The sequence below is a fragment of the Pseudoxanthomonas sp. JC1303 genome, assembly GCF_058448525.1.
This window is the reverse complement of sequence record NZ_CP185958.1, coordinates 4197047-4216022: the sequence shown is the minus strand read 5'-3', so window position 1 is coordinate 4216022 and position 18976 is coordinate 4197047. Positions and strand designations below refer to the sequence as shown.

Sequence of the window (18976 nt, the reverse complement as noted above, 5' to 3'; positions counted from 1 at the left end):
TTCCTTACTGGGCCTGACCCTGGTCAGACTGCTTGGCGTCGCCGCCCGGCTGGTCGGAAGCGGAAGCATCGGCCGGAGCCTGTGCGCCGCCTGGCTGCTGGCCCTGTCCGGCACCACCCGGCTGGGCCTGGGCCTTGGCCTGGTCGTAAGGAACCGCCTTGACCGGGGCGCCTTCGCGGGCCTTCTGCAGGCCGAGCGCGATCACCTTGTCGCCGGTCTTGAGGCCGCCGGTGACGATCCACTGGCCCTTGAGCGCGCGATTCTCGATTTGCACATCCTTGCGTGCGACCTTGCCATCGCCGCCCACTACCAGGGCATAGGCGCCGTTGGTGTCACGCTGCACGGCCGCCTGCGGTACCAGGAAGACGTCCTTGCGTGTCCCCAGGTTGACTTCGACGGTGACGAAGCTACCCGGCAGCAGCACCTTCTGCGGGTTGGGCAGGGTGGCGCGCAGCGAGACCGCACCGGTGGCCTGGTCGACCACGACATCGGAGAAGTCCAGCGTGCCCTGCTGGTCGTAGCGAGTGCCGTTGTTCATCACCACATCAAGCTTGGTGTGGGCGGTATCTGACAGGTTGACCTCGCCCTGGCCCTGCGCCTGGCGCAGCGACTGCAACTCGGACGAGCTCATCGAGAAGTTCACGTACAGCGGATCGATCTGATCGACGGTGGTCAGCAGGGTGACGCCCTCCGCGCCCACCAGCGCGCCCTCGGTGACCTGCTGCTTGCCAGCGCGTCCGGAAATTGGCGCGGTGACATCGGCATAGCCGAGATTGATCTTGGCATTGGTGACGGCGGCCCTGGCCTGCTGCAGCGAGGCAGCGGCGCTGCGCTCGGTGGCCTGGGCATTGTCCAGGTCGGACTGCGAGACATACTTCTGCGGCGCCAGCTGGCGCGCGCGCTCGGCGGCGACATGGGCATTGGTGTAGGTCGCCTGGGCCGAGGCCAACTGGCCCTGCGCCGAGGAGAGGTCGGCCTGCAGCGGTGCCGGGTCGATCTTGAACAGCACCTGGCCTTCCTTCACGTCGGTGCCTTCTTCATAGGTGCGCTTGAGCAGCACCCCGGGCACACGCGCACGCACGTCGGCGCTGCGGACCGGCGCCAGACGCGCGCTGAAGTCGCGCACCAGCGGCACGTCCTGCGGCTGCACGGTGACCACGCCCACCTCCGGCGGCGGCGGGGCCTGCTGTTCTTCCTTCTTGTTGCAGGCGGCCAGTGCCAGCACGATGGCGGAGCCGAGCAGGAGCGAGCGGGTTGGGGCGGTCATGAGGAGTGCTCCAGATAAAACGTTGGGTAGTGATGTAATGAGTAGAAAGCCTGGCGTGGCGCTCAGCAGGCGGCCATGCGCGAGGTGGGGGCGAACGCTTTGAGGAAGGTATCGGTGGCGAACTCCACCCAGGCCCGGCGAGCGGCCGGGTCGCGCTGGGACAGCGAGAAGCGCTGTCGATCCGCGTCCAGCCCGACGAGCATGCCCAGCAACAGCTCGGCTGCCGCGTGCGGTTGGTCATGCCGCAGCAGACCCGCGTCCATGGCCTGGCGCAGCCAGTCGGAGACGCGCGAAACCAGCCGCTCGGCGCCTTCTTGCCAAAGACTGCGCGCCTCGTCGGGGTATTGCGGCGCCTCCGCACTGAGCAGCCGCAGGCTGGCGACCGCGCCCGGCTCGCTGATGCGCTCGATGTGCTCAAGGCCGAATCGGAGCAGTGGCTCGCGCAGGCGGCCATCGAAGGACTCCAGTTGCGAGGTGGTCAACTCCAGGTGCTCATGCATCAAGGCCTGCATCAACGCCTGCTTGCTGCCGAACTGTGCATACAAGGTCTGCTTCGAGCATCCCGCCCGCTGGGCCACCGCATCCATGCTCACGCGGAACCCGTGCTCGGCCATGAGCTCACGGGTGGCATCGAGCACCCGCTGGCGCCGCTCGGCGCCAAGAGGGGAGGGGGTAGGGGCGTTCATTGGGGCTGGACTATACCGTCCAGTTTAGAATTTGAATACCCCCAGAAGTCCTGACCTGGCGCCACTTCAGCCGGTTGTGAAACGCGCGTGATGTTGCCCTGACGACGCGGTCATCCGAGGTCAGTACCACTGGCAAAAAGGACCCTCACTTCATCGATCGGGCACCGCGTGTGCGGACCTTGCACGCAGATGAAAGCCCGTGCGTTTTTGATGCCGCGCAGCACGGTTGTCACGGGGGGCGGGCATACAATGGCCAATTACCTTCATTGTGTGTACGCACTGTTATGAGCACCACCGGCAGCAGCAGGCTCCGCGCGAAATCCGCCCCTACCGCCAAGGCCAAGCAGGCCGAGACCAAGGGCAGTCCCAAGGGCACCAAGTCGAGCCGGCCGACGCCCGGCAAGCGGGTCGCCGATGCGGTGGCCCGCTCCACACCCAAGGCGGGCGCAGCCCTGGTCGCCTTCTCCCTGCAACCCATCCATGACGCGCTCAAGGCGCGGTTGCCTGCGGCCAAACGCGAGCAGGCGCGTCTGTTCGCCGAGGCGTTCTACCGGCGCATGGAGCAAGACGAGTACCCGCATCACACGCCCGAGGGCTGGGCGGCGATGGCCACCGACATGCTGGAATTCGCCCGGGTGCGCAAGCCGGGCACGGCGAACGTGCGCGTGTTCAACGCCACGGCCAAGGCCAATGGCTGGGAGTCGCCGCATTCGGTGCTGCAGATCGTCAACGACGACATGCCGTTCCTGGTCGACTCGGTGAGCATGGCGCTGGCCGCAATGGGCGTCGGCGTCCATGTGCTGGGCCATCCGGTGGTGCGCTTCGAGCGTGACAAGGCCGGCAAGATCATGGCGGTGGGCGAGGGCAAGGCCGAATCGCTGATGCTGCTGGAGATCGACCGGCAGCCGGCCGACGCCATGCCGCGCATCACCGCGCAGGTGCAGGCTGTGCTGGACGAGGTGCGCCAGATCGTGCGCGACTGGAGCGTGATGCGCGAGAAGATGCTGGCCGTGTCCGAGGACCTGGCCACGCGCCGCATGCCGGTTTCCGATGCGATGCGCCGCGAAACCCAGGAGTTCCTGCGCTGGGCGGCCAATGACCACTTCACCTTCTTCGGTTACCGCGAGTACCGCGTGCAGAAGCAGGGCGGCCAGGAGGTGCTGGTGCCGCAGGAAGACACCAGCCTGGGCATGCTGCGCGGCCACGCCTCCGGCCAGCCGCGACCAGTGCAATCGCTGGCCGCCAACCTGCTCAACGAGGCAGGCGAGGGCGAGGCGATGATCCTCACCAAGACCAACGCCCGCGCCACCGTACACCGCAAGGGCTACATGGATTACATCGGCGTGCTGTCCTTCGACGGCAACGGCCGCATCACCGGCGAGCAGCGCTTCCTGGGACTGTTCACTTCCAGTGCGTACAACCGGCGTCCGTGGGAGATCCCGCTGGTGCGCGAGCGCCACGATCACGTGATGCGCCAGTCCGGCCTGTCGCCCAACAGCCACAGCGGCAAGGCGCTGCGCCATATCCTGGAGAGCCTGCCGCGCGAGGAGCTGTTCCAGTCCCGCCAGGACGAGCTGGCCCGTACGGCCATGGGCATCCTGGGCCTGCAGGAGCGCGTGCGCAGCAAACTGTTCCTGCGGCGTGACCGCTACGGGCGCTTCTGGTCGGCGCTGGTGTACATCCCGCGCGACCGCTTCAACACCGAGCTGCGACTGCGCATCGAGGCCTTGATGAAGCAGGCCCTGCACGGCGAGGCCGTGGACACCTCGGTCCAGCTGGGCGAGTCGCCCCTGGCGCAGTTGCACCTGACCGTGCGCCCGCGCGCGGGCGAGGAAGTCAGCGTGGACGCGGCCGAACTGGAATCCCAGCTGGCCCACCTGCTGCGCAACTGGCAGGACGATCTGCGTGAAGTGCTCATCCATCGCCACGGCGAGGCCCGTGGCCTGGTGCTGGCCTCCGCCTATGGTCGCGCGTTGCCGCAGAACTACATCGAGAACGTGTCGGTGCAGCTGGCCGCCGACGACGTGGAGCGGCTGGCTGCACTGGAAGGCCCCCACGACCTGCGTCTGAGCCTGTACCGCTCCAGCCTGCACCGCGCCGGCGAAGGCGCGCTGCGGCTCAATCTGTATCGTCTCGGCCAGGACATCCCCTTGTCCGACGCGCTGCCGCTGATGGAGAATATGGGCCTGCGGGTCATCTCCGAGCACCCGTTCCGCCTGGAGGTCGACGGCCAGGTTGCCTACATCCAGGAGTTCGAGGTCGAGTCGGCCACCGGTGCCCCCATCGATGTGGTGGCCCGCGCGGCGGATTTCGACGAAGCCTTCGCCCGGGTCTGGCGCGGCGATGCCGAAAACGACCGTTTCAACCGTCTGGTGCTGCGCGCCGGTCTGGACTGGCGCCAGGTCGCGGTGCTGCGCGGTTACACCAAGTATCTGCTGCAGACCGGAGTGCCGTTCTCGCAAGGCTCGGTGGAAGACACCCTGAGTCGGTATCCGTTGCTGGCCGCGCTGCTGGTGCGGCTGTTCGAGGCGCGCTTCGATCCGGCCCTGGACCAGCCGGCCAAGGCACGCAACAAGGTGCGTGCCGAGGCGCTCGTCGCCCAGTTGCGGGTCTTGGGCGATGAAGCCGACGAAGACACCGCCAAGGTGCTGGCCCAGCTCGCGCAGGCGGCCGGCCAGGACCGCGCCGCGCAGGGCGAGGCCGTGCATGCGGCGCTGGTCAAGCTGCTCGACGGCGTCTCCAGCCTGGACGACGACCGCATCCTGCGCAGCATCATGGGCTGCATCGAGGCCACGCTGCGCACCAGTTACTTCCAGACCGGTCCCGATGGCGCGCCGGCGCACACCATCAGCTTCAAGTTCGACTCGGCCAACGTGCCGGACCTGCCGCGTCCACGGCCGTATCGCGAGATCTTCGTGTGCGGACCCCGTGTGGAAGGTGTGCACCTGCGCTTCGGCGCGGTGGCCCGCGGCGGCCTGCGCTGGTCGGACCGACGCGAGGACTTCCGCACCGAAGTGCTGGGCCTGGTCAAGGCGCAGATGGTCAAGAACACGGTCATCGTGCCGGTCGGCGCCAAAGGCGGGTTCTACGTCAAGCAGCCACCGGCCAGCGGTGAGCGCGAGGCGATCACGGCCGAGGGCATCGCCTGCTACAAGATGTTCATCCAGGGCCTGCTGGACATCACCGACAACATTGTCGGCGGCAAGATCGTGGCGCCGGCCGACGTGGTCCGCCATGACCAAGACGATCCCTACCTGGTGGTCGCGGCGGACAAGGGCACGGCGACCTTCTCCGATATCGCCAACGGCCTGGCCATCGACCATGGCTTCTGGCTGGGCGATGCCTTCGCCTCGGGCGGCTCGGTCGGTTACGACCACAAGGGCATGGGCATCACCGCCAAGGGCGCATGGGAATCGGTCAAGCGCCACTTCCGTGCGCTGGGGCGCGACAGTCAGACCCAGGACTTCACCTGCGTGGGCGTGGGCGACATGTCCGGCGACGTGTTCGGCAACGGCATGCTGCTGTCCGAGCACATCCAGCTGGTGGCGGCCTTCGACCACCGCCATATCTTCCTGGACCCCGCGCCGGATGCGGCGCGCTCGTACGCCGAGCGCGCACGCATGTTCAAGCTGCCGCGCTCGTCGTGGGCCGACTACGACACCAAGCTGATTTCCGCCGGTGGCGGGGTGTATCCGCGCACGCTCAAGACCATCGCCATCACCCCGCAGGTGCGTGACGCCCTGGGTCTGGACGCGCAGGTCACCAGCCTGTCCCCGACCGAGCTGCTCAGCGCCATCCTCAAGGCGCCGGTGGACCTGTTGTGGAACGGCGGCATCGGTACCTACGTCAAGGCCGCCTCCGAGTCGCATGCCGACGTGGGCGATCGCGCCAACAACGCCCTGCGCGTCAACGGTCGCGACCTGCGCTGCAAGGTGGTGGGCGAGGGCGGCAACCTGGGCCTGACCCAGCTGGGCCGCATCGAGGCCGCCCAGGCCGGTGTCCTGCTCAACACCGACTTCATCGACAACTCCGCCGGCGTGGACACCTCCGACCACGAGGTCAACATCAAGATCCTGCTCGACGGGGTGGTGCAGCAGAAGAAGCTGGCCGAGAAGGCCCGCAACACCCTGCTGGCGCAGATGACCGACGAAGTTGGCCAACTGGTGCTCACCGACAACTACCGCCAGAACCAGGCGCTGAGCCTGATGGAGCGCATGAGCGTGCCGCGCCTGGGCTCCAAGCAGCACTTCGTGCAGGTGCTGGAGTCGCGTGGCCTGCTGGACCGGCAGATCGAATACCTGCCCTCGGATGCCGAGTTCGCCGAGCGCAAGGCGCGCGGACAGGGCCTGACCCGCCCCGAGCTGTCGGTGCTGCTGTCCTACGCCAAGCTGGTGGCCTTCTCCGAACTGCTGGAGACCGACATCCCCGAGGATCCGTACCTGTCCAAGGAGCTGCAGCGCTACTTCCCGCAGCCGCTGCAGAAGAAGTACGCCGCGCAGATGGAGAAGCACCGCCTCAAGCGCGAGATCATTGCCACCGCGGTGACCAATTCGACCATCAACCGCATGGGCGCCACCTTCCTGATGCGCATGCAGGAGGACACCGGCCGCGACATCGGCGAGGTCGCCAAGGCCTATACGATCACTCGCGAGACGCTGGACGCGCGTGCCCTGTGGACTCAGATCGACGCGCTGGACGGCCAGGTCGCAGAGTCGGTGCAGATCGACGCCCTGCAGGTGATCTGGGGCCTGCAGCGCAGCTTTACCCGCTGGCTGCTGACTCGCCCCGGCGCGATTCCCGGCATCGCCACGGCGGTGGAGCGCTATCACGGTGGCTTCAACGACATCCGTGCGGCCGATGGCGTGCTGCCCGATTCGCTGCGTCCGGCCTATGAGGCCAGCCTGGCCGACTGGATCGCCAAGGGCGTGCCGGAGGCCCTGGCCGGGCAGCTGGCCGCATTGCCGTACCTGGAGCCGTCGGCGGACATCATCGAGCTGGCCCGCTCGCGCAAGCTCTCGCCGGTGGCCGTGTCCAAGGTCTACTACCGGCTGGGCGACGCGCTGCACCTGCCGTGGCTGTTCACCCAGATCGACGCACTGCAGGTCGATGGTCGCTGGCATGCCGTGGCCCGTGGCGTGCTGCGCGACGAGCTGGGTGCGCATCTGCGCGCGCTGACCCTGCAGGCCCTGGCCCTGCCGGGCGACACCGCCGAGGCCAAGGTGGCCCACTGGCTGGAGCGCGATGACCCGGCCCTGCGCTTCACCCTGTCCATGCTGGACGAGGTCGCCGCGCAGCGGTCGCTGGACTATCCGACCGCCTCGGTGGCGGTGCAACGGCTCTCGCAGCTGACCTGATCGTCGCGATCAGGGCGTCAACCAGCGCGGGGCGGGATGCCAGGCATCCCGCCCCGCGTGTTTGCGCGTGTCGGCCACACGTCATTGCGCGCGTGGCGCGCTATCCTTCGCCGCATGACGCCCCCCCGCCTTGCCTTCCTGGCCAGTCCCGCCCCCTCGGCGCAGCAGGCCCTCGAAACCCTGTCCGCCCGCTACGGGCAGCACGCGCCCGAACAGGCCGACATCCTGGTCGCCCTCGGCGGCGACGGCTTCATGCTGCAGACGCTGCATCGGCACGCGCAGCTGGGCAAGCCGGTGTTCGGCATGAAGCTGGGCACGGTGGGATTTTTGATGAACCTCCAGCGCGAGGCCGACCTGCACGAGCGCATCGCCGGCGCCGAGCCGACCAAGCTGCGTCCGCTGGAGATGACCGCGCAGACCGAGTCGGGGATCGAAGTGCAGTCGCTGGCCTACAACGAGGTCTCGCTGCTGCGCCAGACCCGCCAGGCCGCGCAGCTGCGCATCGACCTCAATGGCCAGACCCGCGTGGACGAGATGACCGGCGACGGCGTGCTGGTGGCCACCCCGGCCGGCAGCACCGCCTACAACTATTCGGCGCATGGCCCGATCCTGCCGCTGGCCAGCAATACCATCGCCCTGACCCCGATCGCACCGTACCGGCCGCGGCGCTGGCGCGGTGCCATCCTCAAGGCCGATACCGAGGTGCGCTTCACCGTCCTGGACCCCTACAAGCGGCCGGTCAGCGCGACCGCCGACTCGCACGAGTTCCGCGGGGTGACCGAGGTGACGATCCGCGAGTCGCGCGACCGTACCGTGACCCTGCTGTTCGACCCGGAACACAACCTGGAAGAACGCATCTTCAGCGAACAGTTCGTTTTCTAGCCTCATGCCCGACAACACGCCCCGCCTGCTGACCGTCGCAGTGACCTCGCGCGCGCTGTTCGACCTGGAGGAGAGCCACGCGCTGTGGCAGGCCGAAGGGCTGGAGGCCTACGCGGCCTACCAGCGCGCGCACGAGGACGACGTGCTGCCGCCTGGGGTGGCCTTTACCGTGGTGCGCAAGCTGCTGGCGCTCAACCATGGTGCGCCCGAGGACAGTCCCCGAGTCGAGGTGATCCTGCTGTCGCGCAACTCGGCCGACACCGGGCTGCGTATCTTCAATTCGATCCAGCACTACGGGCTGGACATCGTGCGCGCCACCTTCACTGCCGGCGAGCCGACCTGGCCCTACGTCAAGCCGTTCGGCACCGACCTGTTCCTGTCGGCCAACCCCGATTCGGTGCGCAGCGCCCTCAGCCACGGCATCGCCGCGGCCACCATCCTGCCCAAGCCGCCGGGCGAGCGCGCCGAGGAAGCCGCTGCCGCGGCCGGCGAACTGCCGGCCGGGCGCCTGTCCACCCAGCTGCGCATCGCCTTCGACGGCGACGCGGTGATCTTCGGCGATGAGAGCGAACGCATCTCGCGCGAGCAGGGCGTGGAGGCCTTCGGCCGGCACGAGCAGCAGAAGGCGCGCGAGCTGCTCTCCGGCGGGCCGTTCCGCAACTTCCTCTCCGCGCTGCACCAGCTGCAGGCGGCGTTCCCGCCGGGCGAGGACGCGCCGATCCGTACCGCGCTGGTCACTGCACGGTCTGCTCCCGCGCATGAGCGGGTGATCCGCACCCTGCGCGAGTGGGGCGTGCGCTTGGACGAGGCGCTGTTCCTGGGCGGCCGCCACAAGGGGCCGTTCCTGGCCGCCTTCGGCGCGGACATCTTCTTCGACGACTCCCAGCACAACATCGACAGCGCCCTGCAGTACCAGAGCTTCGCCGGGCATGTGCCGCATGGGGTGGCGAACGAGTGAGGTCGGCAACCGGAGGCTCAGCATGAAAGCAAAGCGCATCGCGCTGTTCCTGTTCGTGCTGTTCTCGGTAGCAGAAGCGATTGCTTCGCAATGGCTGATGAGCGCATCGATGCACGAGATGCTGCGCATCACCCTGCTTCTGATGTCGGCCGGCGCTATTTTTGCCTGGTTCCGGGCCGACGCCATCGGTCGCGCCTATCGACGATCTTCCTTCCTCAATGTCGCGGTGTTCGGATTGGCCGGCTTGGCGCTTCCCTACTATTTCATCCGTTCACGTGGATGGAAGCGGGGAAGGGATGGCAGTGCTTGCGAGCATCGGGATCCTGCTGGCGACAGGCGTGTTTGCCGAAATCTGCACGATGCTGATCGAACCGCTTCGTTGAGCAGGCTCGGTCACCGCGCGATCAGCGCGGCAACCGGACATCCGTCAGCTTCCACACCAGGCCCTGGCGGTCGAACACGAAGGTGAGCGTGCCGCCGCCGTCGGTCTGGGTGGTGGCGGTGAAGCGCGAGAGCGAGGTATAGCGGCCCTGGGCGTGCTCGAGCGGCTCGGCCGGGCGCGGTGGGCCGTAGGTGTCGCCGTTGGCGGTGTCGCCGCTGGCGCGCTTCCAGATCGCGCGGCCATGCAGGATCGCGGCGATGCCGGTCGGGGTGACCATCGCGTCTACGCCGAGCCCCGCGGCACCGCCGGCCAGGGACAGCGCCAGCGCGCCGAAGAAGCTGGATTGTGATTCGGCGCCGGCCGCGCGCACGATGCGGTCCTGCAGCTGTGCGCGCAGGTTCGTGCGCAGGGTGGGAAAGTCCACGTAGCGCTCCAGCTTGCCGGTGTCCTGCTCGGCCAGGGCGGACTGGATGCCATGGATGGCGATGTACGGCCCGGCCGCGACGAAGCCGCCCAGGGCGAGCAGCACGACCAGCACCAGCGCGATCCACTTCTTCATCGTCCGCTCCGCTTCAGAATTCCAGGTCCAGCGCCGCGCATAGATAGTCCACGAACGGGCCCAGCGCAGCCAAGTCCGCAGCGAGGGTCTGGCGCAGCTTCGGCCCGGTCATCGTCGCATCGTCCAGCGCCCGCCAGAACACGAAGTTCTTGTGTTTGAGGTCTTCGATGAACTCGAATTCGGCCGGAAATCCGCGCGGCGGACGGCTGAGCATCTCCGATTCCTCGAAATCGAAGCGCCTGCGGAAGGCCGGAGCATGCGCGGCGGCCTTCCATGTCGCGGGGTTGTCGAAGATGAACTGGCGCAGCTTGCGCAGCGTGTCGCTTTCCGGATGCCACACGCCGGCGCCGACGAAGCTTTCGCCCGGCTGCAGGTGCAGATAGAACGACGGCGCAGGCACCTGCTTGCGGCGCTCGTGGTACAGGCGCGCGCCCTGCCACAGCTTGTAGGGCGACTTGTCGTTGGAGAAGCGCGCATCGCGATAGATGCGGAACAGTGAGCCACCGACCGTCTTGGGGTCGGAGCGGAACTTGTCGCTGACCGCGGCCAGGTCCGGCTGCAGGTCGGTCAGCAGATGCAGGAACGGCTGGCGCACATGGTCTTCGTACTGCTGCTTGTGCGCGTTGAACCAGGTCTTGTCGTTGTGGCGCGCCAGGGCCTTGAGGAACTTGAAGCTGGCGTCGGAGAAATAGGTACTCATGCAGCGCGGATCTTGAAGAAAGGGAACAGGGTGACGATGGCGGCAGCAAGGGCGCGTGGAAGGCTCAGAGCCCGGCCTGCAGCGCCCGTCCGTAGGCCTGCAGCTGGTCGAGCAGGGCCAGTCTGGCGCCATCGCCGGCATGCGCCACGCGCAGTCCGTCGATTTCGGAGAAGAACTCAGGGAATCCATATTCGGACAGCGGGCTGCCTGCGGACAGGCGCTGTCGTCGGTAGTCGTCCCAGCGGGCGCGTTCGGTGGCCTCTAACGTGTCGGGCCAGTTGCGCGCGCGATAGCGGAACAGCAGTTCCTCCAGCCGTGCATCCTTGAAGCCGAACGCGCGCGTGCCCAGTTGCGCCGGTGGGGTGCCGCGCACCTCGGCCAGCTTGCGTTTGTCGCCCTCGGCCAAAAAGCCCCCGTAGAGCGACGCATCCGGGTCGGGCGTGTCGTGCGCGCGCTCGCTGGCGAAGACCTGGCGGACCTTCTCTGCCACCAGACCGGCATGTTCGCGCAGCTGCCTAGCCTGGACCTCGATGGCGGTCGGGTCGATGCCCAGCCGCGCGAAATCGGCCTCGCGCAGGTAGTGCCAGGGCACCAGGGCCGGGCAGCGGTTGAGGTGGACCTCCTTGAGCGGTACCCGGCGCACCCCTTCGGGCAGGTCGGCACGCGGGGTGTAGAGGCGGTCGGCGATGTCCCCCGGGTCCAGGTCCAGCAGGGCCTGTCCGGCGTCATCCTCCAGGTCCAGCACGATCACCCGGCTGTCGATGTGCGGATGACGCGCCAGCGGCAGCACCGGCGCGGCGCACAGGCGCTGGGCGGGATAGCGTTGCGAGACGTGCAGCAGTGGCGTCATCGCCACGGTGTCCAGCAGGCTGGCGGCAAAACGTTTGTTGCGCAGCTGCAGGGCGTAATCCCACAGGCGCGGCTGCGCGTTGCGCATGGCCCGCGCGATGCCCAGCGTTGCGCGCACGTCGGACATGGCCTCGTGCGCGTCACCGACGCGCACTTCATTGGCCAGGGCCAGGTGTTCGAGCTTGAACGAGGTGCCCTTGCCGTCCTCGCGCTGCGGCCAGTGCACGCCCTCCGGGCGCAGGGCGTGGAACAGCCGTGCCACGTCCAGCAGGTCCCAGCGGCAGTTGCCGCCGCGCCACTCGCGTTCGTAAGGATCGAAGAAATTGCGGAACAGACCGTGGCGCACGAACTCATCGTCGAAGCGCAAGGTGTTCCAGCCCAGCGTGCAGGTTTCCGGCCTGGACATTTCCTCGAAGATGCGCGCCATCGCCTCGCACTCGCGCACCCCGTCGGCCAACGCCTGCTGCGGGGTGATGCCGGTGATCAGCGTGGCGACGGGCGAGGGCAGCAGGTCGTCGGCCGGCTGCACGTAGAAGGTGACCGGGTCCTCGATGGGATTCAGCGCCGCATCGGTGCGCTGGGCGGCGAACTGGGCGATGCGCGTGCGGCGCGGATCCTGACCGAAGGTCTCCAGGTCGTAGAAGAAAAAACTCTCAGCCATTGCGGATACGGCGCGATGAACGGCCGCACAGTATGCCGCCGGCGCACACCGGCGGCCGAGCGAGCGATTTAAAGACTGAGATCGAACCTCAGCCCGGCGACCCAGGCATTGGGCAGGTCCCGCAGGCGACCCGGCGCGTTGAACTGGTCCGGATGCATCACGTAGTGCAGGCTGGGGGCGATGCGCAGGTGCGGGTTGATCGCGATCCCGTAGCTCAGTTCCATCATCGTCTGTCCGCTGGGGGGCGTGCCGACGCCCCCGGCCGCGGCGCGGGCCAGGCGCAGGTTTTCCAGCGCCGCATCGCTGTATTGCTGGCGCGTGATCACAAACGCGACGTCGTCCTGCGGGCGGCGGGCGAAGGTGCCCTTGTGCACCACGCCGGCCTGCGCGAACCAGTCTTCGATCAACTGGCCCGAGGTGCCTTTGAGCACCGCACCGAACACGGTGAGTCCATGCATGGCATCGGGCCCACTGACCTGCTGTTCGAAGCGCGCGTACATGCCAGAGCGGCCGTGCCGGCTGGCGTACTCCTGGCCGCTCTGCACGGCCGGCGTGCCGGTGGCGTCGTACAGCGGATCGCGGTAGGGGGCGTTGTCCTGCCAGCCGCCCAGTTCGTACATCGCCTTGTGGCGCGCGTCGGCCGGGCTCTGCCAGCCGACCGCATAGGGCACGATCCAGCCCGTGGCCTCGCGCGTGCTCCAGCGCAGGCCATGCTCACCGTCTTGCGCCTGGCTGGGGTCGATCTGATACGCACCGACGTGCACGTAGACCTGTGGGGTCACCCAGGCCTTGGCATCGGCCATCCAGCTGGACACCGGCCACCAGGTGAAGCTGCTAGTCCGGAACACATAGGTGGGATTGCCGCAGGCCGAGTTGCCCTGGAAGTACTGGCACAGGTCCGAGCCCAGGAAGTGGATGTTGGCCACGCTGCGCCCGGCCTCGAGCACCAGGCGGTCGTCGAGCAGCTTCTGTTCGATCGTCAAGTTGGCCAGGCGCGTGCCCTGGCCGCCATAGATCTCCTGCACCGAGGTACTGCTGCCCAGACTGCTGTTGACCAGGTTGGTCCCGTGCCGGTTGATGACATAGGCCTTGAGCGTGGCGCCAGACCAGCCCATGGCCTTGTCCAGGTCGACGTCCATGCCGACCAGCGCCTGTCCTGCGTAGGCGCTGCCCGAGTCCTCGCCGCCGCCGAGCATCGCGGCGGCCTCGCCGGTATAGGCCAGTTTGGGCGTCACGACGTCCTGCGCATGGGCCAGGGGGACCAAGGCCAGGGTCAGTGCGGCGGACAGGGCGCGATGGAGGAGGGTGGACATGCGTGGGGGCTCCTGAAGAGAGAAAGGCGAAGAGAGAACGCGCGGCCACGACGCCGCGCGAGGCAGTCGCTGCAAGCCGGGTTGGCGGGGGGCGTCAGCCCTTGGCCGTGATCGGTTTCTTGAACAGGCCCAGGGCCAGGGCGGTGAGGACCACGCCGATGACCAGGGCCAGCAGGTAGATGCCCAGGTGCGTCACCGCGTTCGGGATCGGCAGCACGAACACGCCGCCATGGGGCACCTTGAGTTCGGCGCCGGCGGCCATCGAGATCGCGCCGGCCACGGCCGAACCCAGCACCAGTGCGGGAATCGTGCGCAGCGGGTCGCGTGCGGCGTAGGGGATGGCGCCTTCGGTGACGAAGGCCAGGCCGAGGACGCCGGCCGCGCCGGCGGTGCCGCGCTCCTCGGCGGTGAAGCGGCTGCGGAACAGCCAGGTCGCCAGGGCGATGCCCAGCGGCGGGGTCATGCCGCCGATCATGGTCGCCGCCATCGGCGTGTAGACCTGGCTGGAGATCAGCGCGGTCGAGAACGCGTAGGAGGCCTTGTTGACCGGTCCGCCCATGTCCACGGCCATCATGCCGCCCAGCAGCAGGCCCAGCACGATCGCACTGGTGCCCTGCATGCCGCGCAGCCACTCGGTCAGCCAGGCCAGCAGGTGCGCCACCGGGGTGCCGATCACGTACATCATCAGCAGGCCAACCAGCAGCGTGCCCAGCACGGGCAGGATCAGGACCGGCTTGAGCCCCTGCAGGCTGCGCGGCAGGCGCAGCACGCGGTTGATCCAGGCCACGCCGTAGCCCGCCACGAAGCCGGCCAGGATGCCGCCGATGAAGCCGGCGCCCATGTTGGCCGCGACCACGCCGCCGATCATGCCCGGCGCGATTCCGGGCCGGTCGGCGATGGAGTAGGCAATGTAGCCGGCCAACGCCGGCACCATCAGCAGGAAGCCGCCCTTGGCACCGATCTGTAGCAGGCTCCAGGCCAGCGTGCCGCGATGCGCATCGTCGCCGGCGTAGATGCCGCCGATGGCAAAGGCCAGGGCGATCAGCAGGCCGCCGGCGGTCACGAAGGGCAGCATGAACGACACGCCGGTCATCAGGTGCTTGTACGGGCCGGCGGCTTTGGTCTTCTCGCTCGGTGCGGCCTGGTCGGCGCCGCCGGCCTGCACGCTGGCCTCGGCCAGCGCCTTGCGGATCAGGGCCTGGCCATCGTTGATCGCCGGCTTGGTGCCGCTCTTGAACACCCGCTTGCCACCGAAGCGCGACAGCTCCACCTCGCGGTCGGCGGCGATGAGGACCACGTCGGCCTGGGCGATCTCTGCCGCGCTGAGCGTGTCCTGCGCGCCGACCGAGCCCTGGGTCTCCACGCGCAGGTGGTGGCCCAGCGCCGCGGCGGCCTGTTGCAGACCCTCGGCGGCCATGAAGGTGTGCGCGATGCCGGTCGGGCAGGAGGTGATGGCGACGATGTGCTTGCCGTCGCTCTGGGTCGCTGGCGCGGTCGCCGTCGTCGTCGTGCCGATCCAGCCGGCCAGGACGCCCTCGGGATCGTCCAGCACCGCGTCCAGGCTGACCTGGGTGATCGCGGCCTGGCCGAAGCGCGCGGGCGCGCCATCGCCATCCTCGACCAGCAGCACGGCGCTGGCCTGTGCGCATTGCCCCCCCGGCAGCGCGCCGGTGACGCCCTGGTCGCTGCGGATCTCGATGTCCGGTTCAGGACCGCGTTGACGCGCCGCGCGGCGCAGGGCCTCGGCGGCGAGGACCGCCTCGGTGCTGCGCGCGCCGGCCGCGATGACCACGATGGAAGCTTGCATGCGAGAACTCCTGGAAATCTGGGGTGTGCCGTCTGCCCGATGTCAGGCGACGCGTTCGATCTGGACTTCGCCGGCCCAGGCGCGGACCTGGGCCGGGTCGAGCCGGCGGGCATCGCCGCTGTGCAGGCGGCTCATGGAAAAGGCCGTGGCCAGCCGTGCGCAGCCGGCCAGGTCGAAGGACGGCTCCAGCAGCGCGGCGGCGATGCCGGCCACCATCGCATCGCCCGCGCCGACGGTGCTGCCGTCGGCCAGGCGCGGCGGCCGGGCAAGCAGGGCACCGCTGTGGTCGAGGAACAGCGCGCCGTCGCTGCCCATCGAGACGGCGGCCAGCGACACGCCGCGCGCCAGCAGGGCGCGGCCGGCGTCCAGCACCGCGTCGCGGTCGGCCAAGGTCCGGCCGGTCCAGGCTTCCAGTTCGTGGCGGTTGGGCTTGACCGCGAATGGCACCGTGTTGCCTTCCAGCGCGGCCACCAGGGCGGGCCCGCTGCTGTCCAGCAGCACGCGTGCACCGGCGGCCTGGACCTGGGCCTGCAGCAGCGCCCAGGCGGTGGGCGGCAGGCCGGCAGGCAGGCTGCCGGACAGGACCACCGGCATCTGTGGCCGTAACAGCGTCGCCAGGCGCTGGGCGACCGCGTCGAGCACGCCTTCATCCAGGCACAGGCCGGGCAGGTTGATGTCGGTGGTGCGGCCGTCGCGTTCGACCAGCTTGACGTTGGTGCGGGTCTGCCCGGGCACGCGCAGGCAGGCATCGGCGATCCCGCGCAGCTCGAACAGACCGCGGAACACGGCCTCGTTGTCCACCCCGATCACGCCCAGCGCCGTGGTTGGGACACTCCAGTCGGCCAGGCAGGCGGCCACGTTGATGCCCTTGCCGCCGGCGTCTTCGCGGCTGCGTCCAGCGCGGTGCACCTGGCCGGGCTCCAGCGTGGTCAGACGCACGGTCTGGTCGATCGCCGGGTTCAGGGTGACGGTCAGCACGCGCGCGCTCATGCGCTAGCTCCGTCGAGGGCGCGGACCTGGGTGGCATCGGCGCAGGCCAAGGCCCGCTGCGCCAGCGCCGTCAGGTCGGCCCGCGCCGCGGCGCGCAGGCGTGCCTTGACCGCGGGGATGTCGTTGGGCGTCATCGACAGTTCGTCCACGCCCAAGCCGGCCAGCAGGCAGGCGCCGAACGGATCGCCCGCCAGGCCGCCACACACGCCGACCCAGCGCCCGTGCGCGCGGGCGCCTTGGACCGTGCTGTGAATGGCGCGCAGCACGGCCGGATGCAGGCTGTCGGCCTCGGCGGCCAGTTCCGGATTCTGGCGGTCGATCGCCAGCACGTACTGGGTCAGGTCGTTGGTGCCGATGGAGAAGAAGTCGGCGTGCTGGGCCAGCACGTCGGCCTGGGCGGCGGCGGCGGGCACCTCGATCATGATGCCGATCGGCACCTGCGGGGCGTCCAGCTCGCCGCGCAGCCGCTCGCAGATCTCGCGCAGGGCGACCAGTTCGGGCACCGAGGTGATCATCGGGAACATGATCGACAGGCGCGCGCCTTGGCTTGCGGCGCGATACAGCGCGCGCAGCTGCGGTTCGAGCAGGTCGGGGCGGCGCAGCAGCAGGCGCGCGCCGCGCACGCCCAGGAACGGGTTTTCCTCGTGCGGCAGATCCAGGTGCGCCACCTGCTTGTCGCCGCCGATGTCCAGCGCGCGCACGATCAGCGGGCGTCCGTCCAGCGCGGCGGCCATCGCCAGGTAGGTCTGCAGCTGTTCCTCCTCGTCCGGCGTGCTGCTGCGCTCCAGGAACAGGAACTCGGTGCGCATCAGGCCCACGCCCTCGGCGCCCTGTTCCAGCGCCAGCGGCACCTGGTCGGGCAGGTTGACGTTGGCGCCGATGTCGATGCGATGGCCGTCGGTGGTCTGCGCCGGCAGCGCCCGCTGCTGGGCTTCGCGTTCGCGCACCTGCTGTTGTTCGTCGATCCAGGCGCGCGCGGCGGCCAGGTCGTTGGCCGAAGGCGACAGGTACAGGCGCCCGCTGTTGCCGTCGAGGATGGCCTCGGTGCCCGATGCCACGGCCAGCAGGTCGGCGCCGCCGGCCACCAGCGCCGGCACGCCGAGCGTGCGCGAGAGGATGGCGGTGTGCGAGGTGGGGCCGCCCTGTGCCGTGGCCAGGCCGAGCACGCGCTGCGGATCCAGGTTGGCCGTGTCCGAGGGCGACAGGTCGGCGGCCAGCAGGATGCAGGGATGCTCGGGCAGCTCGGCCAGCCCGCCATCGGCGGCACTGGGATCGAGCTGGGCCAGCACGCGCCGGCCAACATCGCGCAGGTCCGCGGCGCGCCCGGCCAGCACCGGGTTGCCCAACGCCGCCAGGCCCGAGGCGGTCTGTTCGATCGCCTGGTGCCAGGACCAGGCCACGCCATGGCCTTCGACCATCAGCTGGCAGGCGCGGGTGATCAGATCAGTGTCGTCCAGCAGCGCGCCCTGCGCCTTGAAGATCGCCGCGTCCGCCGCGCCGAGGCGACGCTGGGTGTCGTCCTCCAGCGCCCGCAGCTGCTGGCGGGTGCGGCTGAGGGCCTCATGCAGCTGGGCACCGCCTTCGCCCAGCGGCGTGGGCCGGTCGGCCACCTCGGTCTGGGCGCTGGCCAGCACATGCACCGGCGCGATTGCCAGGCCCGGGCTGGCGCCGATGCCGACCACCGCCGCCTGCGCCTCGGGCGGCGTCCAGCCGTTGACCGGCGCGGCACGGCGCTGGACGGCGCGTTCGGCGTCGGCCTTTTCCTGCAGGATCAGCCCGTCCATCGCCTTGCGCAGCGCGGCCAGGGCGTCCTGCGCGTCCTGGCCCTCGGCCGAGACCACGATCTCATCGCCCTGGTGCAGGCCCAGCTGCAGCAGCGCCACCAGGCTCTTGGCATCGGCCGCCTGATCGCCGGCGCGTACCTGCAGGCGGGCGACGAAGCGACGTGCGGCTTCGGCCCAGCGCGTGGCGGGGCGCGCATGCAGCCCGTTGGGATAGGCGATGGTCCAGTCGAAGCGGTGTTCCAGATCGGCGACTGGCGCGGCCGGCTGGCTGGCGGTGTCGCCAGAGAGCGCGGCGACGATCTGCTGCGCATCGGCGGTGGTGAACAGGCGCTGCAGCGTCGCCTCGTCCTGGATCAGGCGCGTGAGCCGGCGCAGCAAGGTGATGTGGGTGTCGGACTGGGCGGCGATGCCGACCACCAGGTGGGTGACCTGGCCCGGATTCCATTCCACGCCCTGCGGCAGCTGCAGCACGGCGATGCCGTCGCGACGCACCAGATGACGGTCCTCGCCCAGGCCGTGCGGGATGGCCACGCCATGCCCCAGGAAGGTGTTGGCCAGTTCTTCGCGGCGGGACATGCTGGCCTGGTAGCCGTCGGCCACGCAGCCGCCGGCGGTGAGCAGTTGGGCCACCTGGGCGATGGCGTCGGCCTTGTCCCGCGCGCGGGCATCCAGGCGGATGAGCTCCAGCGCGACCGGAGCAGGGGAGGATTGTGGCGGCACGAGGAACTCCGAACAGATCGCTGGGATGCAATTGGGAACGTTCCCAATCAAAATTTCAATGTGC

The 18976-nt window shown here is 69.1% G+C and carries 13 protein-coding genes; 4 read left to right on the top strand and 9 right to left on the bottom strand.

Annotation, left to right across the window (positions count from 1 at the left end; all coding sequences use genetic code 11):
• Window positions 1-4: 4 nt before the first annotated feature.
• Window positions 5-1267 carry an efflux RND transporter periplasmic adaptor subunit gene (locus ACORQU_RS18740; protein WP_491642528.1) on the bottom strand — a complete coding sequence of 421 codons (1263 nt, stop codon included), beginning with the start codon at window positions 1265-1267 and terminating at the stop codon, window positions 5-7.
• Window positions 1268-1329: 62 nt separating this feature from the next.
• Window positions 1330-1953, bottom strand: a complete 624-nt coding sequence (locus tag ACORQU_RS18735; protein ID WP_491642527.1) for a TetR/AcrR family transcriptional regulator — start codon at window positions 1951-1953, stop codon at window positions 1330-1332.
• A gap of 284 nt (window positions 1954-2237) precedes the next feature.
• On the opposite strand from ACORQU_RS18735, the gene ACORQU_RS18730 reads away from it, so the two are divergent.
• The 4 genes from ACORQU_RS18730 (at window position 2238) to ACORQU_RS18715 (ending at window position 9616) form a co-directional block, all read left to right on the top strand.
• Window positions 2238-7307 (top strand): NAD-glutamate dehydrogenase, encoded by a 5070-nt coding sequence (locus tag ACORQU_RS18730; RefSeq protein WP_491642526.1) that lies wholly within the window; start codon window positions 2238-2240, stop codon window positions 7305-7307.
• Window positions 7308-7421: 114 nt separating this feature from the next.
• Window positions 7422-8189 (top strand): NAD kinase, encoded by a 768-nt coding sequence (locus ACORQU_RS18725; RefSeq protein ID WP_491642524.1) that lies wholly within the window; start codon window positions 7422-7424, stop codon window positions 8187-8189.
• Between the two features lie 4 nt (window positions 8190-8193).
• The gene (locus ACORQU_RS18720) at window positions 8194-9147 is read left to right on the top strand and encodes a 5'-nucleotidase (RefSeq protein WP_491642523.1); all 954 of its coding nucleotides are present in this window, start codon (window positions 8194-8196) and stop codon (window positions 9145-9147) included.
• 22 nt (window positions 9148-9169) lie between these two features.
• Complete coding sequence (locus tag ACORQU_RS18715; protein ID WP_491642522.1) at window positions 9170-9616, top strand: hypothetical protein; 447 nt, start codon at window positions 9170-9172, stop codon at window positions 9614-9616.
• Here ACORQU_RS18715 and ACORQU_RS18710 read toward each other — a convergent pair.
• The 7 genes from ACORQU_RS18710 to ptsP form a co-directional block, all read right to left on the bottom strand.
• On the bottom strand, window positions 9552-10088 hold the full coding sequence (locus tag ACORQU_RS18710; protein ID WP_491642521.1) for a DUF2939 domain-containing protein: 537 nt from the start codon (window positions 10086-10088) through the stop codon (window positions 9552-9554). The genes ACORQU_RS18715 and ACORQU_RS18710 overlap by 65 nt on opposite strands.
• A 13-nt stretch (window positions 10089-10101) precedes the next feature.
• A complete protein-coding gene (locus ACORQU_RS18705) occupies window positions 10102-10788 on the bottom strand; it encodes a DUF2461 domain-containing protein (RefSeq protein WP_271645619.1) in 687 nt (228 codons plus the stop codon).
• Window positions 10789-10852: 64 nt separating this feature from the next.
• Complete coding sequence (sbcB, locus tag ACORQU_RS18700; protein ID WP_491642520.1) at window positions 10853-12298, bottom strand: exodeoxyribonuclease I; 1446 nt, start codon at window positions 12296-12298, stop codon at window positions 10853-10855.
• 68 nt (window positions 12299-12366) lie between these two features.
• Entirely contained in the window at window positions 12367-13611 is a 1245-nt protein-coding gene (locus ACORQU_RS18695; RefSeq protein ID WP_491642519.1) for a carbohydrate porin, read from the bottom strand.
• A 94-nt stretch (window positions 13612-13705) separates the two neighbouring features.
• Window positions 13706-15418: a PTS fructose transporter subunit IIC gene (locus ACORQU_RS18690; RefSeq protein WP_491642517.1), complete on the bottom strand. Its 1713-nt coding sequence runs from the start codon at window positions 15416-15418 to the stop codon at window positions 13706-13708.
• Between the two features lie 42 nt (window positions 15419-15460).
• The gene (gene pfkB, locus ACORQU_RS18685; RefSeq protein ID WP_491642516.1) at window positions 15461-16408 is read right to left on the bottom strand and encodes a 1-phosphofructokinase; all 948 of its coding nucleotides are present in this window, start codon (window positions 16406-16408) and stop codon (window positions 15461-15463) included.
• Window positions 16405-18912, bottom strand: a complete 2508-nt coding sequence (ptsP, locus tag ACORQU_RS18680; RefSeq protein WP_491642515.1) for a phosphoenolpyruvate--protein phosphotransferase — start codon at window positions 18910-18912, stop codon at window positions 16405-16407. The genes pfkB and ptsP overlap by 4 nt, the downstream gene beginning before the upstream one ends.
• Window positions 18913-18976 lie beyond the last annotated feature (64 nt).

Coding starts and splice junctions, on each gene's coding strand:
- ACORQU_RS18730 (WP_491642526.1), top strand. CDS start 2,238: ATGAGCACCACCGGCAGCAGCAGGCTCCGCGCGAAATCCGCCCCTACC.
- ACORQU_RS18695 (WP_491642519.1), bottom strand. CDS start 13,611: ATGTCCACCCTCCTCCATCGCGCCCTGTCCGCCGCACTGACCCTGGCC.
- ACORQU_RS18725 (WP_491642524.1), top strand. CDS start 7,422: ATGACGCCCCCCCGCCTTGCCTTCCTGGCCAGTCCCGCCCCCTCGGCG.
- ACORQU_RS18715 (WP_491642522.1), top strand. CDS start 9,170: ATGAAAGCAAAGCGCATCGCGCTGTTCCTGTTCGTGCTGTTCTCGGTA.
- ACORQU_RS18690 (WP_491642517.1), bottom strand. CDS start 15,418: ATGCAAGCTTCCATCGTGGTCATCGCGGCCGGCGCGCGCAGCACCGAG.
- sbcB (WP_491642520.1), bottom strand. CDS start 12,298: ATGGCTGAGAGTTTTTTCTTCTACGACCTGGAGACCTTCGGTCAGGAT.
- pfkB (WP_491642516.1), bottom strand. CDS start 16,408: ATGAGCGCGCGCGTGCTGACCGTCACCCTGAACCCGGCGATCGACCAG.
- ACORQU_RS18740 (WP_491642528.1), bottom strand. CDS start 1,267: ATGACCGCCCCAACCCGCTCGCTCCTGCTCGGCTCCGCCATCGTGCTG.
- ACORQU_RS18735 (WP_491642527.1), bottom strand. CDS start 1,953: ATGAACGCCCCTACCCCCTCCCCTCTTGGCGCCGAGCGGCGCCAGCGG.
- ACORQU_RS18705 (WP_271645619.1), bottom strand. CDS start 10,788: ATGAGTACCTATTTCTCCGACGCCAGCTTCAAGTTCCTCAAGGCCCTG.
- ACORQU_RS18710 (WP_491642521.1), bottom strand. CDS start 10,088: ATGAAGAAGTGGATCGCGCTGGTGCTGGTCGTGCTGCTCGCCCTGGGC.
- ACORQU_RS18720 (WP_491642523.1), top strand. CDS start 8,194: ATGCCCGACAACACGCCCCGCCTGCTGACCGTCGCAGTGACCTCGCGC.